The organism is Mesorhizobium sp. M4B.F.Ca.ET.203.01.1.1 (genome assembly GCF_004791025.1).
GTDB classification, from domain to species: domain Bacteria; phylum Pseudomonadota; class Alphaproteobacteria; order Rhizobiales; family Rhizobiaceae; genus Mesorhizobium; species Mesorhizobium abyssinicae.
The window spans coordinates 165,134-180,407 of record NZ_SRUO01000015.1 but is presented as its reverse complement, the minus strand read 5'-3'; the positions used below and the strand labels follow the sequence as shown (position 1 = coordinate 180,407).

Annotated in this window: 10 protein-coding genes; 2 read left to right on the top strand and 8 right to left on the bottom strand. The window is 65.3% G+C overall.

Translation table 11 applies throughout. The features are described from left to right. Positions 1-453 precede the first annotated feature (453 nt). Complete coding sequence (locus EN846_RS26475) at positions 454-2,418, top strand: M23 family metallopeptidase (RefSeq protein WP_187331473.1); 1,965 nt, start codon at positions 454-456, stop codon at positions 2,416-2,418. Between the two features lie 35 nt (positions 2,419-2,453). On the opposite strand, the gene EN846_RS26470 is transcribed toward EN846_RS26475, so the two are convergent. Beyond that, the gene (locus EN846_RS26470) at positions 2,454-4,025 is read right to left on the bottom strand and encodes an MFS transporter (protein WP_127391297.1); all 1,572 of its coding nucleotides are present in this window, start codon (positions 4,023-4,025) and stop codon (positions 2,454-2,456) included. A 172-nt stretch (positions 4,026-4,197) separates the two neighbouring features. Here EN846_RS26470 and EN846_RS26465 point away from each other — a divergent pair, with 172 nt between their 5' ends. Continuing rightward, positions 4,198-4,830, top strand: coding sequence for a TMEM175 family protein (locus tag EN846_RS26465; RefSeq protein ID WP_127391298.1), 633 nt, complete (start codon positions 4,198-4,200; stop codon positions 4,828-4,830). Here the strand turns inward: EN846_RS26465 and EN846_RS26460 are convergent. From EN846_RS26460 to ptsP, 7 genes are all read right to left on the bottom strand, one after another. After that, on the bottom strand, positions 4,804-6,318 hold the full coding sequence (locus EN846_RS26460) for a L,D-transpeptidase family protein (protein ID WP_127391299.1): 1,515 nt from the start codon (positions 6,316-6,318) through the stop codon (positions 4,804-4,806). The genes EN846_RS26465 and EN846_RS26460 overlap by 27 nt on opposite strands. Positions 6,319-6,451: 133 nt before the next feature. Beyond that, complete coding sequence (locus EN846_RS26455) at positions 6,452-6,808, bottom strand: MmcQ/YjbR family DNA-binding protein (protein ID WP_127391300.1); 357 nt, start codon at positions 6,806-6,808, stop codon at positions 6,452-6,454. A gap of 75 nt (positions 6,809-6,883) precedes the next feature. After that, positions 6,884-9,490, bottom strand: a complete 2,607-nt coding sequence (gene clpB, locus EN846_RS26450; RefSeq protein WP_127391301.1) for an ATP-dependent chaperone ClpB — start codon at positions 9,488-9,490, stop codon at positions 6,884-6,886. 222 nt (positions 9,491-9,712) lie between these two features. Next, positions 9,713-10,675 carry a DUF4167 domain-containing protein gene (locus tag EN846_RS26445; RefSeq protein WP_245511353.1) on the bottom strand — a complete coding sequence of 321 codons (963 nt, stop codon included), beginning with the start codon at positions 10,673-10,675 and terminating at the stop codon, positions 9,713-9,715. 330 nt (positions 10,676-11,005) lie between these two features. Next, the gene (gene prmC / locus EN846_RS26440; protein WP_127392795.1) at positions 11,006-11,884 is read right to left on the bottom strand and encodes a peptide chain release factor N(5)-glutamine methyltransferase; all 879 of its coding nucleotides are present in this window, start codon (positions 11,882-11,884) and stop codon (positions 11,006-11,008) included. Beyond that, positions 11,877-12,956, bottom strand: coding sequence for a peptide chain release factor 1 (prfA, locus tag EN846_RS26435; RefSeq protein ID WP_127309168.1), 1,080 nt, complete (start codon positions 12,954-12,956; stop codon positions 11,877-11,879). Before prfA ends, prmC begins: the two co-directional genes overlap by 8 nt. Before the next feature lie 8 nt (positions 12,957-12,964). Next, positions 12,965-15,235: a phosphoenolpyruvate--protein phosphotransferase gene (ptsP, locus tag EN846_RS26430; RefSeq protein ID WP_135913973.1), complete on the bottom strand. Its 2,271-nt coding sequence runs from the start codon at positions 15,233-15,235 to the stop codon at positions 12,965-12,967. Positions 15,236-15,274: the final 39 nt, after the last annotated feature.

Sequence of the window (15,274 nt, the reverse complement as noted above, 5' to 3'; positions counted from 1 at the left end):
CTTGAATTTCTCACAAGGGCAGATTTAGAAGCGAACTTCTTCGTCGCCAGCGGCGAGCCGCCCTCGTTGGTGAGGCGTATATAGTCGCCACCTCTTCATACTGTCAACAGCCTTCTCAGATGTTTTTGAACTTTTTGCGACAGAAGTTTCGGCCCCTGCCTGTTGATAGCCGGCTGCCCCTACGGAACGGGGATAACGCGGATGGCGGCCACCAGGGAGCCCTATTGCCGCCGCATTGCGGTTCGACACCGGCACCAACGAAGGAGGCGCCCGCGCACCCCCGCGCGAGGCCTTCTATAGGGACTGTGGGAAGACCAGTTATAAGAGACGCGCGGTTGGGGATTTCGGCCTAGGCTTGGCGTTTCGTTGACTTAAACCGCCGTGACAGGCAAATGTCATGCGCACAACAAAAGCGACAAGCCGTTCCGCCCGGGGAAGAAGCAGCCTTTCTGGATGCCAGATACGGAAGATGTCATAGCCGAACTCGGCAACGAGCCGCCGCTGATCGCGGATGGCCGGAGCGGCCCGCCCGATCGGCGCGAGGTATCGGCGCGCTGGCTGTCGGGCACTTTTCTCACCGGCGTGACGTCCAGCGTCCTGATGGGCGTGGCGCTGTTCGCCGCGCTCGACGGGCGTCAGCAATTGGCGACGCCGCCCGAGATCGCCGAGCTCGCCCATATGGAGAACGGCGGCGATTCAGGCGAGATGGCCAAGACCACCAGGCTGGTGGCGCCGCGTCAGATCGCCAAGGCCAAGGACCGCCGGCGCATGGAAGTGTCGATGGTCACCAAGGTCGGCGACCGCGACGTCATCCACACCATGCCTTTCGTGCAGATCAAGATGGCGCTGGCCGCCGGCCACACGACCAACCGCCCCTACCCGCCCTTCGACCCGATGCAGGTGTTCAGCGACGACGGCGACGACAATGCCGGCCAGCCGGCGCCAGCGGCCGTCGCCGGCCAGATCTATGGCGCCAAGGTCGAAAGCGAGATGTCGCTGAAGACCGTCGATTTCCCGATCGAAACGGCGTCCTTCGACGAGAAGAGCGACCTGTCCGCCGACGAGGTGGAAAAGGTGGTGCGCGAGGCCGGCACCGATCTCAGCGACGGCGCCATCCAGGTCGCCTCCTTGCACTATGTCGATCCGCAGCGGTTCGGCGATGCCTTCGCCGAAAGCATGGCCGGCTCCTATGACGTGAAGATCGTGCCCGAGAATGTCTCGGTCTCGCCGCGCGTCGAGGCGGACGATCAGACGCCGGCCTTCGCCGAGGAAATCATCCCCTTCACCAAGGACACCGACATCGCCGAGGCCTTTGCTGATTCGGGCTATACCGGCGGCGACGCCACCGGCATGGCCGAGGCGATCGGCAAGCTTTTGAACGCCCCGGCGCTGAAGGCCGGAACCGTGCTGCGCGTCGGGCTCGAAATCCATGGCGATGCCGCCAAGGTGGTGCGCACCAGCGTCTATGACCGGACCCAGCACATCGTCACCATCGCGCTCGACGATCGCGGCCAGTACGTGCCGGCGCAGGAGCCCGAGCCCAATCCCGAACTGCTGACCGCATTCGACGATTCGCCGCCGGTGATCGTGCGCGGCAACCTGCCCAACATCTATGACGGCATCTACCGCGCCGCCTATTCCTACGGCATGTCGAAGAAGCTGACCCAGCAACTGGTCAAGCTGCTCGCCTCGGATGTCGACTTCCAGTCGCGGCTCAGCCCCTCGGACAGAATCGACGTGCTGTTCTCGCAGCCGGACGGCGACGACCAGGCCTCCGACGAATCCGAATTGCTCTATGTCTCGGCGACCTTCGGCGGACAGCTGCGCAACTTCTATCGCTTCCAGATGCAGGACGGCAGCACCGACTATTTCGATGAGAACGGCTCCAGCGCCCAGCAGTTCCTGCTGCGCAATCCCCTGCCGGCGGGAAAATTCCGCTCCGGCTTCGGCGCCCGCCGGCATCCGATCCTCGGCTATGTCCGCATGCACACCGGCGTCGACTGGGCCGCCCCGATCGGCACGCCGATCATCGCCGCCGGCAACGGCACCATCGAGAAGGCCGGCTGGGCCGGCGGCTATGGCAAGCAGATCATCATCCGCCACGCCAACGGCTACGAAACCTCCTACAATCACCAGACCGCCTTTGCCAAAGGCATCGAGCCAGGCGTCCATGTCCGCCAGGGCCAGGTCATCGGCTATCTCGGCCAGACCGGCCTCGCCACCGGCCCGCATCTTCACTACGAGCTGATCGTCAACGGCACCAAGGTCGATCCGATGCGCGTTCGTCTGCCGGTCGGCAAGGTGCTGAAAGGCGACGACCTGGTTGCCTTCAAGCGCGAGCGCGAGCGTATCGACGACCTGCTCAAGCAGGAAGACAACAATCCGCTCAAGGTCGCCAGCGCCAAGGTCGAAGGATAGGTTGGCGAGCGAATCCGCCTGTCGCCCGCGACGAATCAGTTTCGTGGCGAATCAGCCTGTGGATCATCCGCTCGGCGTGGCCACGGCAGCGCCTGGCCGGAAACCGTCATCCAGGCGATGACGGCCGCAAGCAGGCAGAGCAGCGTGGTGACGGCGGCGACGGCCGCGAAGGCCGCGTCGCTGGCGGCGAGCCTTGCGGCTTCGAGATCCGATGCAAGCCCTGCCGGCGCCTGTTGTCCGAAACCCGGAATGCCGGGCGCAGCGCCGGTGTTCAGTGCGTAGACCCAGGCCGCGAGCGAACCCATCGCCGCAACCGCGATCAGGCCGCCGATGCGCGAGACCGCATTGTTTATGCCCGAGGCGGCGCCGGTGTCCTTGTCCTCGACCGCCGTCATGATCGCGGTCGACAGCGGCGACACGACCAGCGCCATGCCGAGCCCCATCAGCGCCATCAATGGAAAGGTCCCGGTCCAGAAATTATGGATGCCGGCATGGGTGAGCAGCGCCAGCCCGGCAAAGGCAAAGGCAACGAGCAGGCTGCCGGCGGCGATCGGGAATCTCGGCCCGATCTTGTCCGACCACTGGCCGACAGGTCCCGACAGCAGCGCGATCGATGCCGACAGCGGCACGAAAATGAAGCCGACCTCGGCCGTGCTCAGCCCCCAGCCGGCAATCAGCAGCATCGGCAGGTAGAACAGATTGGCCGACAGCGCGAAATAGAGAAAGAAGGTCGCGAGATTGGCGCCGGCGAAGGCGCCGATCCGAAACAGCGACAGGTCGATCATCGGCTCGCGATGCTGGCGCTCGAAGAAAACGAACACGACAAGCAGCACCAGGCCGGCTGCGATGCTCGGCCAGGACATTTGGCCGCCGCCCTCGGCGCTCATCGAGGTCAGGCCGTAGGCCAGCAATCCGAACGCCAGCGTGGCGAGTCCGGCGCCGCCGAGGTCGAGGCTGCGCTTTTCCGTCGCGTCATCGGCCGGCACCTTGGCCAGGAGAAGATAGATCGAGATGAGGCCCAGCGGCAGGTTGATGGCGAAGATCGCTCGCCAGATGCCATTGCCGAAGGTGGACAGCACGAGGCCGCCCAGAACCGGACCGAGCGCGGTCGTCAGCGCCGAGGCCGCGGCCCAGACGCCGATCGCACGGCCGCGCTCCTTCTTCGGATAGGCCTTGGCGATGATGGCGAGGCTGCCCGGCACCATGATGGCGGCGCCGATCCCCTGGATGGCGCGGAAGCCGATCAGCACGCCGGCATTGGGCGCCAGCGCGCAGGCCAGCGAAGCGGCGATGAACAGCGCAATGCCGGTCACGAATGCGCGCCTGAGCCCGAACCGGTCGCCGGCGGCACCGCCTGCCAGGATCAGCGCCGATAGCGTCAGCGCATAGGCGTTGGAAATCCATTGCACCTCGGCCAGGCTGGCGCCGAGATTTTCCCGCAGCGCCGGCATCGCGATGGCCAGGACCGAGCCGTCGATGAAACCGAGCGCGGACGCCAGGATCGCGGCGATCAGCACGAACTTGCGCTGCGCCTGCGGGCAGAACGTGCCGTTCGCACGCTGCGCGGTCGAAAGCGAATCGGCGATGTTTTCGTCCGAAGCTGACATGACAGCCTGCTTAGCTCTGCGGTGAGGTCGCGGCAACAAGCCACAAGATTGCTGTTCTTGAAACCAGATTGCGCTGGCAGGACGGCCAGGAGGGCCGGCACTTATGATGCAAACGAAGCGTCGCGTGCTAGGTTCCGACCCGCCAACCGAACCAGCGCCAAAAGGGGAAACCATGAAGCGACCGCTCGAACCATCGGCAGAAGGACGCGGGCGCATCGTTGGCATAACCGACGGCGTCTTCGCCATCGCGCTGACCTTGATCGTGCTGGAAATCAGGGTGCCGCCGCATGAAGCGGTGCATTCGGAAATCGAACTGCTTGCCGCGATTGCGGCACTCGCCCCGCGCTTCCTGACCTATGCGCTGAGCTTCCTGACCCTGACCATCTTCTGGTTCGGCCAGCAGGCGCAGCATGGCCTGATCGCAAGATCGGACCGGCGGCTGGCAACGCTCAATCTCTGCTTTCTGGCCTTCATCGCGCTGCTGCCGTTCTCCACCGACCTGCTGGCCGATTTCCTCGAATACCGGGTCGCGGTGCTCGTCTACTGGCTGAATCTTCTGATGCTTGGCGTGACGCTTTTCGCCAGCTGGTGGTACGCGCAAAAGAATGGCTTCATCGCCGAGGAGGTCGACGCGGACACGACCCGCACTGTCTATCAGCGCATCATCAAGGCGCAGATCCTGTGGGCGGTCGGCGCGGCACTTTGCCTGTTCAGCCCGCTGCTCAGTATCGCGTTCATCCTGCTGGCGCAGCTGGTGTATGCCGCCGCGCCGCGCGCCTCACTGCTGCGTAAATTCATCGGTTGAGGTCCCGCCGACATCGATGATCGTGGGTCCGCCGACGAACTCCACGGTGACGCCCGGTGACACCAGCTTGGCAAGTTCCCGCGCATCCCAGTTGGTCAGGCGCACGCAGCCATGGCTTTCGGTCTTGCCGATCTTGGACGGGTCGGGCGTGCCGTGGATGCCGTAGGTCGGCTTGTCCAGCGCAATCCACACCGAGCCGACAGGCCCGTTCGGCCCCGGCGGAATGGTCAGGATCTTGTCGTTCTGGCCCTGCTTGAAATTGATGCTCGGGTTGTAGGTGTAGTTCGGGTCGAGCGCGATACGCGACACGGTGTGGATGCCCGACGGCGATGGCGTGTCGGACGAGCCGATGGTGGCCGGATAGGCGGCGACCAGCTTGCCCGCAGCATCATAGGCGAAGACTTCCTTCTTGCCCTTGTCGGCCACGATACGGGCGACCGGCGTCGACACCAGCCTGCCGAAATTGGCAACCTTGATGATCGTGCCGGGGCGGTTGAAATCGAGGCCCTGATTGATCGACTTCAGATAGTTCTCGTCCATATGGAAACGCTCGGCCAGCGCTTCGGTGACGGAGGTGTAGCCCATGCGGTCGAGCTGCGCCTTCTGGCTGTAGTCTTCCGGGATCGACGCGACGTAGGGGCCGGCCGCGTCCTCGGGCGTGATGGTGTAGGAGGCGAACGCATCGCCGCCCGACTGCGCCAGCGCCGACTGAATGCCGACGGCGTCGGTCGAGCGCAGATTGCTGCCGGTGATCTCGTTGTAGGCGGCCAGCGCCTTGTCGACATTGGAGCCGAATCGCCCGTCGATCACGCCCGGCGACGCGCCGGCGCGATCGAGCAGCACCTGCAGCGCCGCCACATCCTGGCGCGCGCCGAGCGACAGCGACGGGTCGACGGTGGCCTTGCCGCCGGTGTCCGGCGGCAGGGAAGCCTGCGTATCCGGATTGGCCGGCTGGTTCGGGTCGATCGACGCCTCGTTCAGCGGTTGGCGCTTGACGGTATTCGGCTTCGGCGCCTCCGGGTAGGTGGCGGTGTTGCCTTCATCATCCGGCACCGGGGGAAAGGCATCCACGGAATTGTCGCCATAGGGATCGTATTCGTCGGCCGGCGGCGGAATCACCCTGCCTTCCTCGTCCAGCTGCCTGCGGCGGAAGCGGGCCATGTCTTCGGGATCGTCGAGATAGTAGCGGTCGTCATCCTCGACCGGCGCGCGGCCGAGCTCCTGCATCCGCAGCTGCCGGCGCAGCGCCCTGCGATCGAGCCTGGTGCCCGGTGGCTGGATAGCGATGACCTTGCCGGTATCTGCATCGACTATGACGCGGTTTCCCCTGGCGTCGTAATAGACGTCGATGTTGCCGTCCTGGGCGAGAAGGATGCCGCCGGGAGCGCGGGCCTCCCTTTCCGCGCCGTCGCCACTCGGCGCCGCGAACGCGCCGGAAGACACCAATCCGGCGACAACAGCCGAAAGGCAGACGATCGTGCGCAACATTGTGGCCAACTCTCCGGTCCGTAATTGCCGCCGCGCGGCATGTCCCTTTGTGGCGAGCCCTTCGCCAGCAAACCATTTACCGAGCTTAAGGTTCCAACATGAACCGGGCATGAAGATGGCGGACTGCCGGCTGCTACAGGCCCAATTCCCTGCGTGTCTGTCTCGTCAGCTTGAGGACGACCAGGCGGTGACTTTCGCCGAGATAGTCCTTCAGCGCCGCATCATCCATGCTCTGGCTTGTCTGGCGCTGGATCCATTTCATGCCGCGCGAGGCAAGATAGGGCGCGGGCCTGCAGCCTGGCTGCTCCTTCAGCACGTCATAGGCGATGTCGGAACATTTGAAGGTGACGAAGAGCTGTTTGCCCTCGTTCCAGCCGCCAATGGCAAACACCTTGCCGCCGACCTTCCAGACGTGAGCGCCGCCCCACTGGACGACATGGGTCGCCCGGGGCAGCGAGGCGCAGAAGCTGTTGTAGTCGTCTAGCGTCATGCGGGCCCCGCCATTTCAAACAAGAAGAACGGCGAAGCCCATTCAGGCTCCGCCGTTCCGGTAAGGCAAGGCGGTTCAGGCCGCCGCCTCGGTCGCCACGACCGTCGGCTTCGAGCGGAAGTTCAGCCGGTCGGAACCTGCGGTGACCTTGACTGTCGAGCCGTCGAGGATCTCGCCGAGCAGGATCTTCTCAGCCAGCGGATCCTGCAGCTCCTTCTGCATCACCCGCTTCAGCGGCCGCGCGCCATAGGCCGGGTCGTAGCCTTTGGCCGCCAGCCACTCGATCGCGTCATGATCCAGCGACAGCGTGATCTTGCGGTCGGCGAGCAGGTTCTCCAGCCGCTTGAGCTGGATCTCGACGATGCGGTCCATGTCCTGCCGGCGCAGCCGGTGGAACAGGATCACCTCGTCGACGCGGTTGAGGAACTCCGGCCGGAACGAGGTCCTCACCACGCTCATCACCTCGTCGCGCACGGCATCGACATCCTGGTCCTCGCCGAGGCCGACGAGATATTCGGCGCCGAGGTTCGAGGTCATGATGATCAGCGTGTTGCGGAAGTCGACCGTGCGGCCCTGGCCATCGGTCAGCCGGCCGTCGTCGAGCACCTGCAGCAGCACGTTGAAGACATCCGGATGCGCCTTCTCGATCTCGTCGAACAGCACGACCTGGTAGGGCCGCCGCCGCACCGCTTCGGTCAGCGTGCCGCCTTCCTCATAGCCGACATAGCCGGGAGGCGCGCCGATCAGCCGGGCGACCGAGTGCTTTTCCATGAACTCCGACATGTCGATGCGCACCAAAGCGTTTTCGTCGTCGAACAGGAAATTGGCGAGCGCCTTGGTGAGCTCGGTCTTGCCGACGCCGGTCGGGCCGAGGAACATGAACGAGCCGATCGGCCGGTTCGGATCCTGCAGGCCCGCGCGAGCGCGCCGCACCGCTTTCGACACCGCCTGCACCGCTTCGCCCTGACCGACGACCCGCTTGCCGATCTCGTCTTCCATGCGCAACAGCTTGTCGCGCTCGCCTTCCAGCATCTTGTCGACCGGAATGCCGGTCCAGCGCGACACGATATGGGCGACGTGGTCGGGCGTGACCACTTCCTCGACCATGCCGGCCTTGCCGTCCTGCGTCTCGGCCTCCTTCAGCTTCTTCTCCAGCTCCGGGATCTTGCCATAGGCAAGCTCGCCGGCGCGCTGGAACTCGCCCTTGCGCTGGGCGATGGCCAATTCGTTGCGCGCCTCGTCAAGCTGCTTCTTGAGGTCGGCGGCGAGGCCGAGCTTCTGCTTCTCGGCCTGCCATTTCGAGGTGAGCTCGGTGGACTCCTCCTCCAGCCCGGCAAGCTCCTTTTCCAGCCTGGCGAGCCGGTCCTTCGAGGCGTCGTCCTTCTCGACCTTGAGCGCTTCGCGCTCGATCTTGAGCTGCATGATGCGGCGGTCGATCTCGTCCAGCGCCTCCGGCTTCGAATCGACCTGCATTCGCAGCCGCGAGGCGGCCTCGTCGACAAGGTCGATCGCCTTGTCCGGCAGGAAGCGGTCGGCGATATAGCGGTTCGACAGCGTCGCCGCCGAGACCAGCGCCGAATCGGAGATGCGCACCTTGTGGTGCTGCTCGTACTTCTCCTTCAGTCCGCGCAGGATCGAGACCGTGTCCTCCACCGTCGGCTCGTTGACGAACACCGGCTGGAATCGGCGGGCCAGCGCCGGGTCCTTCTCGACATGCTTGCGGTACTCGTCGAGCGTGGTCGCGCCGACGCAGTGCAGCTCGCCGCGCGCCAGCGCCGGCTTCAGAAGGTTGGACGCATCCATGGCGCCGTCCGCCTTGCCGGCGCCGACCAGCGTGTGCATCTCGTCGATGAACAGGATGATGCCGCCGGCGGCGGCCGTGACCTCGTTGAGCACGGCTTTCAGCCGCTCCTCGAACTCGCCGCGATATTTGGCGCCGGCGATCAGCGCGCCCATGTCGAGCGCCATCAGTTGCTTGTCCTTTAGCGATTCCGGCACGTCGCCATTGACGATGCGCAGCGCCAGGCCCTCGGCGATCGCCGTCTTGCCGACGCCAGGCTCGCCGATCAGCACCGGATTGTTCTTTGTGCGGCGCGACAGCACCTGGATGGTGCGGCGGATCTCGTCGTCGCGGCCGATGACCGGATCGAGCTTGCCGGCGCGAGCGTCGGCTGTCAGATCCCGCGCGTACTTCTTCAGCGCATCATAGCCCTGCTCGGCGCTCGCCGAATCGGCGGTGCGGCCCTTGCGGACATCGTTGATGACCTGGTTCAGCGCCTGCGCGGTGACGCCGGCCTTGGACAGGATGTCGGCGGTCTTGGCCGACTTCTCCATGGCGAGCGCCTGCAGCAGCCGTTCGACGGTGACGAAACTGTCGCCCGCCTTCTTGGCCAGGTCCTCGGCGGTCGCGAACACCTTGGCCAAAGGCTGCGCCAGGTAAAGCTGGCCGTTGCCGCCTTCCACCCTGGGCATCGCCTCGAGCGCCGCCTCGACGCCCAGCTTGACGTCGCGGGCATTGCCGCCGGCACGCTCGATCAGCGACGCGGCCAGGCCCTCGTCGTCATCGACGAGCACCTTCAGCATATGTTCAGGCGTGAATTGCTGGTGGTTGCGCGAGAGCGCCATTGTCTGGGCGGACTGGATGAAGCCGCGCACGCGCTCCGAGTATTTTTCAAGGTTCATATCTGTCTCCTTCCATCACCGGCCCGCTTTGCGGCACCGGATCAGATTGCGGTGACGGACCCGCTCATTCGAGCCGGATCCTGTTCACGCGAGATATGGTGAAGGGGCACAGGGCTCTCAAGGCGTCCAGGCGGCGCGGGATGCATATTATTCCAGCGCCGCGCAAAACGAAAACGGCGGAGATTTCTCTCCGCCGCTTGATGACCTGAAAACCGGACCCGTTCAGTTGTTGACGTCGGCAGCAACCGGATCGCTGGAGGCGCCGTCGGCCGGCGCCGGATTGTCCTCGGCCGGTGCGGCATTGCCTTCGACAGGGGCGGCATTCACCGCTTCGGCACCGGCATTGTCGCTGCCGGTTTCCACCTGGCTATCGGCCTGGTCGGCACCGGTTTCGTCGGCATTGCCGCGTGCACGGCGCGGACGGCGCTGGCGGCGCGAGCCGCCATTGTCGGAGGCCGCTTCGTTGCGCTCTGCCTGGGCAGCGAGAGCCGCCGGCGAAAAACTGTCGAACAAAGGTGCCTGCTCGGCCGCGACGGCCGGCTCCGCCGGGGAGGCGCTTTCCGGCTGCGCCGGCGCCTCGTTGCGGCGGTTCTGGTCGAAGCGCTGGCCGCCATTTTCGCCGCGCTGGTTATAATCACCGCGCTGGCCGTTCTGGCCGTAGCCGCCGTTCGGGCGGCGGTCGCGGTGGCGCCCGCCATTGTTGTCGCGCTGGCCATTGTCACGGCCGTCGCGCCCACCGCCATCGCGGCTGCCGTTGTCCTGGTTGAAGGCCAGTTCGCCTTCGATCACCGGCTGCGGCCCGCCGCCATGGTTGGCCTGCGCAGCCGGGGCTTCCGCGGTATTGCTGTTGCCGATGTTGTTGTCGAACTCGTCGCGATCCTCGTCCGCATCGTCGTCGAAATCGTCGCGGTTCTGCTGGACGTTCTGGATCGGCATCTGCGCCTGCGCGGCGGCAATGATGCGATTGTAGTGCTCGGCGTGCTGGAGGTAGTTCTCCGCCATCACCCGGTCGCCGGAGCTTTGCGCGTCACGGGCGAGTGCGGCGTATTTTTCGGCGATCTGCTGAGCCGATCCGCGGATCTTCACGTCCGGGCCGTTGCTCTCGTAGTTGCGCGTCAGGGGATTGGGGCCCTTGCGGTTGTTGTTGTTGCCACCGCCGCCGCCATTGTTGTTGCGACCGCGCATGCGCCTGTTCTGCTGTTGTGGCCTCATTCGACTCTCTTCAGTGTGAAATTTTCGAAAACTTTTTTACGAACGGAGGCGCTCATGCAGCCAGCCGTTTCGTTTCTTCACCGGCGTTCGCCCGCATCAATTGCGTTGGCGCCACGTGCCATCCTGTTCCGGTTACATCACTTGCCGGACGATTCCCGCACGAAGCATTGGCGTCGATTGCGCAAGAAGGCAGCTATTTCCAAGGAAAACCGAATCGCTAAGAGCACTGCCTGCTTCGTCTCATCCGGTTACTTCGACCCTAGCTGCATTCCCGGGCATTGCCAAGCCCTATTTCGCACTGCATCAGGGGTTTGCGCGTTCGAACACCAGAACCCTGTCGTTTCCGCCGAGGTCGCAGAACATACCGGACAACCGGTAGCCGGCTGCCAAGAAGATGTCCGTGACTTCGTTCCGTTGCGTGTGGCCGATCTCGACCGCAACCCTGCATTCGGCTTCCAGAAACCTTGTCGCCTCAGCGGCGATGATCCGGTAGGGACCAAGACCGTCCGCGCCGCCATCAAGGGCCAGATGCGGATCGAAATCGCGGACCTCGTCCTGCAGATTTCCTATGTCTCGACTGAGTATATAGGGAGGGTTTGCGGCAATTACATGGTACCGGCCGGAAACTTTTGCAAACCAGTCGGATTCAAGCGTTTCGAACCTGTCGGCCAGGCCCAGTTCGCAGGCATTGCGCATGGCGGTGGCAAGCGCGCCCGCGGCAATGTCGACACCAGTGGCGACAGCGCCGGGAACGGCGCTGAGCAGGGCCAGCGCGATGGCGCCGGTACCGGTGCCGAGATCGAGGATGCGGCATTCGCCAAGCCGCTCCGCTGTCGCCCTGGCGAAGGGTAGGATCGCCTCGACCAACGTCTCGGTGTCGGGCCGCGGCTCCAGCGTTTCGGGTGAAAGCCCAAGCCGCAGGCCGTAGAACTCGCGAAACCCGAGGATACGGTGAACCGGCTCGCCTGCGACGCGCCGTCGCAGGGCCACATCGATTGCCGCAATCGCGTCCTCCCGCACCGTTTGCGACGGCTCGGCGATGGCCTGGGTGCGGGTCGTTCCGGAAAAATGCTCGACCAGCAGCCAGGCATCCAGCGCCGGATCGGCCACGCCGGCGGCGGCAAGACGATGACGCGCCTCCCGCAGCAGCGGCCCGAGCGTGCCGGGCAAAATGTCAGCCATCGAGGCCGATGTCGGCGAGCAGCTTCGACTGGTGGTCGGCGATCAGCGCATCGACGACCTCGTCGAGCTCGCCCATCATCACCCGGTCGAGCTTGTAGAGGGTGAGGTTGATGCGATGGTCGGTGAGGCGCCCTTGCGGAAAGTTGTAGGTGCGGATGCGCTCCGAGCGGTCGCCCGAGCCGACCTGCGACTTGCGCGATTCCGAACGCTCCTCGTCCGCCTTGCTGCGCTCCATATCATAGAGCCGAGCGCGCAGGATCTGCATGGCCTTCGCCCGGTTCTGGTGCTGCGATTTCTCCGCCTGCACCACCATGATGCCGGTCGGCAAATGGGTGATGCGGACGGCCGAATCGGTGGTGTTGACGTGCTGGCCGCCTGAACCCGAGGCCCGCATCGTGTCGATGCGGATGTCTTCGGCGCGGATTTCGATGTCGACCTCTTCGGCCTCCGGAAGCACGGCGACGGTCGCAGCGGAGGTGTGGATGCGCCCGCTGGCCTCGGTCGCCGGCACGCGCTGCACGCGATGTACGCCGGATTCGAACTTCAGGTGCGCGAACACGCCCTTGCCCGAGACCGTAGCGATGATTTCCTTGAAACCGCCGGCATCGCCGTCGCTGGCCGACACTGTCTCGAACCGCCAGCCGCGTTCGGCGGCATAGCGCTCATACATGCGAAACAGGTCGCCGGCGAAAAGAGCGGCTTCATCGCCACCGGTGCCGGCGCGGATTTCGAGGATGGCATTCTTGTCGTCGGCGGCATCCTTGGGCAGAAGCAGGATCTGGATATCCTTCTGCAGCGCCTCGATGCGCTCCTCCACCCCTGGCAGATCCGCCTCGGCGAGCGCCCGCATCTCGGCATCGGTGCCCTTGTCGGCGAGCATCGCTTCGAGGTCGGCCTGCTCGTGCTCGGCCGAGCGCAATTCCCTGACCTTGGCCACCATGTCCTGCAACTCGGCATATTCAGATGCCATCTTCACATAGGCATCCGGCGCCGGGCCGGCCGACATCTGCGCTTCGAGCATCTCGAAACGCTTGACGACTTGATCCATGCGGTCGCGCGGCAGGTTGATCATGGCGGATTCTATAGCGGAATGGAGCGGTCGTCGGCAAAGGCCTGCAGCAGCGCCCGCATCGGCAGCCCTTGCGCCGGCGCCATCAGATTGTCGGCGAAGAAGGCCTGCAATTCGTCGAGCGGCAGTTCCGTCAGCATCGCCTTGACCGGGCCGATCGAGGCCGGCGACATCGAGATCGAGCGGAAGCCGAGGCCGATCAGCGCCATCGCCGATATCGGTTTTCCGGCGAGTTCCCCGCACAGCGTCACCGGCGTGTGGTTGCGGGCGCCGGCATCGGCGATCTGCTTCAGCACCCGCAGGAACGGCGCCGACAGCGTGTCGAAACGGTCGGACAATTGCGTGTTGCCGCGATCGACCGCCATGACGAACTGGAACAGGTCGTTGGAGCCGACCGAGACGAAGTCGACCGCCTTCATCAGCTCGTCGAGCTGGAACAGCAGCGACGGCACTTCGAGCATCGCGCCGAGCTTCAGGCTGGTCGGCAGGTGGTGGGCAAAGCGCGACAGATGCCTGACCTCGCGATCGATGATCTCGCGCGCCTGGGCGATCTCGCCGAGCTCCGTCACCATCGGCAGCATCAGCTTCAGCTCGCGGCCGCCGCACGCTTTCAGCAAGGCGCGGATCTGCGTCCTCAGCAGGCCCGGGCGGTCGAGGGTGAGCCGGATCGCCCGCCAGCCAAGCGCCGGGTTCTCCTCCTGCAGCGCGCCCTTGAAGTAGGGCAGCACCTTGTCGCCGCCGATGTCGATGGTGCGGAAGGTCACCGGCTTGCCGCGCGCCGCTTCGAGCACGTCGCGGTAGAGCCGCTCCTGCGCTTCGGCGCGCGGGAAGGTCGAGGCGACCATGAATTGCAGCTCGGTGCGGAACAGGCCGATGCCGGCCGCGCCAGACTCGGCAAGCTGCGGCAGGTCGACGGCGAGGCCGGCGTTCATCAGGAGGTCGACCGCAACACCGTCCTTGGTCACCGACGGCTTCTTGCGCAGCTCGCGATAGACCTCCTGCCGGCGGGCGCGGAAGCGCACCTTCTCGGCATAGGCGGCCTCGAGGTCGGGCTGCGGCCTGAGATGGATCGTGCCCTCTTCGCCGTCGACGATGATGGCATCGCCGTTTTCCGCCATCGAAACGGCGCCCTTCATCTGCCCGGCGACGGGAATGCCCATGGCGCGCGCCACGATGACGACGTGGCTGGTCGCCGCCCCATCCTCCAGCACCACGCCGCGCAGCTTGTCGCGCGGATAGTCGAGCAGCTCGGCGGCGCCCATCGAACGGGCGACGAGGATGGCATCCTTCGGCAGCGACGCCGCGACATCCTCCGGCCCGCGCCCCATCAGCTGGCGCAGCAGGCGGTTGGCAAGGTCGTCGAAATCGCTCATCCGCTCGCGCAGATAGGGGTCGGTCATGTGCAGCATGCGGGCGCGCATGTCGCTCTGCACCTTCTCCACCGCCGCTTCCGCCGTCAGGCCGTTGCGGATCGCTTCCTCCAGCCGGCGCACCCAGCCGCTGTCGTTGGCGAACATGCGGTAGGCCTCGAGCACCTCGCGGTGCTCGCCCTCGAAGGCGACCTCGCGGCGCTCCAGCATGTCGTCGATGGACAGCCTCAGCGAGCCGAGCGAGGCCTGCAGCCGGCGGACGTCCTCCTCGCTGTCCTCGTTGAACAGATTGGTGACGACGATGCGCGGCTCGTGCAGCACGACATGGCCGAGCCCGACGCCTTCGTTGAACGAGAGGCCGGTGAAGCTGACCGGGCGGCGCAGGTCGAGCTCCAGACCCGGGCGGGTCAGCCTGGCGAGATCGCCGGTGGCGATCATCTCGGCGATGACCATTGCCGTCGTTTCCAGAGCCTCGACTTCATCGTCGCGGTAGTGGCGCATGGTCTTGTTCTGCACCACGAGCACGCCAAGCGTCCGCCCCGCCCTGAGCACTGGCACCCCGAGGAAGGAGTTGTAGATCTCTTCGCCGGTCTCCGGCAGGTAGGCGAAGGCCGGATGCTCCTGCGCGTTGGAGAGGTTGAGCGGCCGTGCGCTGGCGGCGATGGTGCCGACGAGACCTTGGCCGAGCCGCAACTGCGCCAGGTGGACGGCGTTCGGATTGAGACCTTCGGTGGCGTAGAGCTCGAGCACCGAATCGGCGCGCAGCACATAGAGCGAGCACACCTCGGCGACCATGTTGGAGGCGATGTCGCGCACGATGCGGTCGAGCCGCTCCTGCGGCTCCAGCGGCTCCTGCATGAGCTCGCGGAGCCGCTTCAGCAGAACGCGCGGGCCACTGGCCGTATCACGCATCGCGGCTTCTTCTCCAATAGAGTCCTTGCCGGCGCAGTT

Excerpts from the sequence above, each read along its gene's own strand:
- EN846_RS26475 (WP_187331473.1), top strand. The coding sequence starts at position 454 with ATGCCAGATACGGAAGATGTCATAGCCGAACTCGGCAACGAGCCGCCG.
- EN846_RS26470 (WP_127391297.1), bottom strand. The coding sequence starts at position 4,025 with ATGTCAGCTTCGGACGAAAACATCGCCGATTCGCTTTCGACCGCGCAG.
- EN846_RS26465 (WP_127391298.1), top strand. The coding sequence starts at position 4,198 with ATGAAGCGACCGCTCGAACCATCGGCAGAAGGACGCGGGCGCATCGTT.
- EN846_RS26460 (WP_127391299.1), bottom strand. The coding sequence starts at position 6,318 with ATGTTGCGCACGATCGTCTGCCTTTCGGCTGTTGTCGCCGGATTGGTG.
- EN846_RS26455 (WP_127391300.1), bottom strand. The coding sequence starts at position 6,808 with ATGACGCTAGACGACTACAACAGCTTCTGCGCCTCGCTGCCCCGGGCG.
- clpB (WP_127391301.1), bottom strand. The coding sequence starts at position 9,490 with ATGAACCTTGAAAAATACTCGGAGCGCGTGCGCGGCTTCATCCAGTCC.
- EN846_RS26445 (WP_245511353.1), bottom strand. The coding sequence starts at position 10,675 with ATGCGCGGTCGCAACAACAATGGCGGCGGCGGTGGCAACAACAACAAC.
- prmC (WP_127392795.1), bottom strand. The coding sequence starts at position 11,884 with ATGGCTGACATTTTGCCCGGCACGCTCGGGCCGCTGCTGCGGGAGGCG.
- prfA (WP_127309168.1), bottom strand. The coding sequence starts at position 12,956 with ATGATCAACCTGCCGCGCGACCGCATGGATCAAGTCGTCAAGCGTTTC.
- ptsP (WP_135913973.1), bottom strand. The coding sequence starts at position 15,235 with ATGCGTGATACGGCCAGTGGCCCGCGCGTTCTGCTGAAGCGGCTCCGC.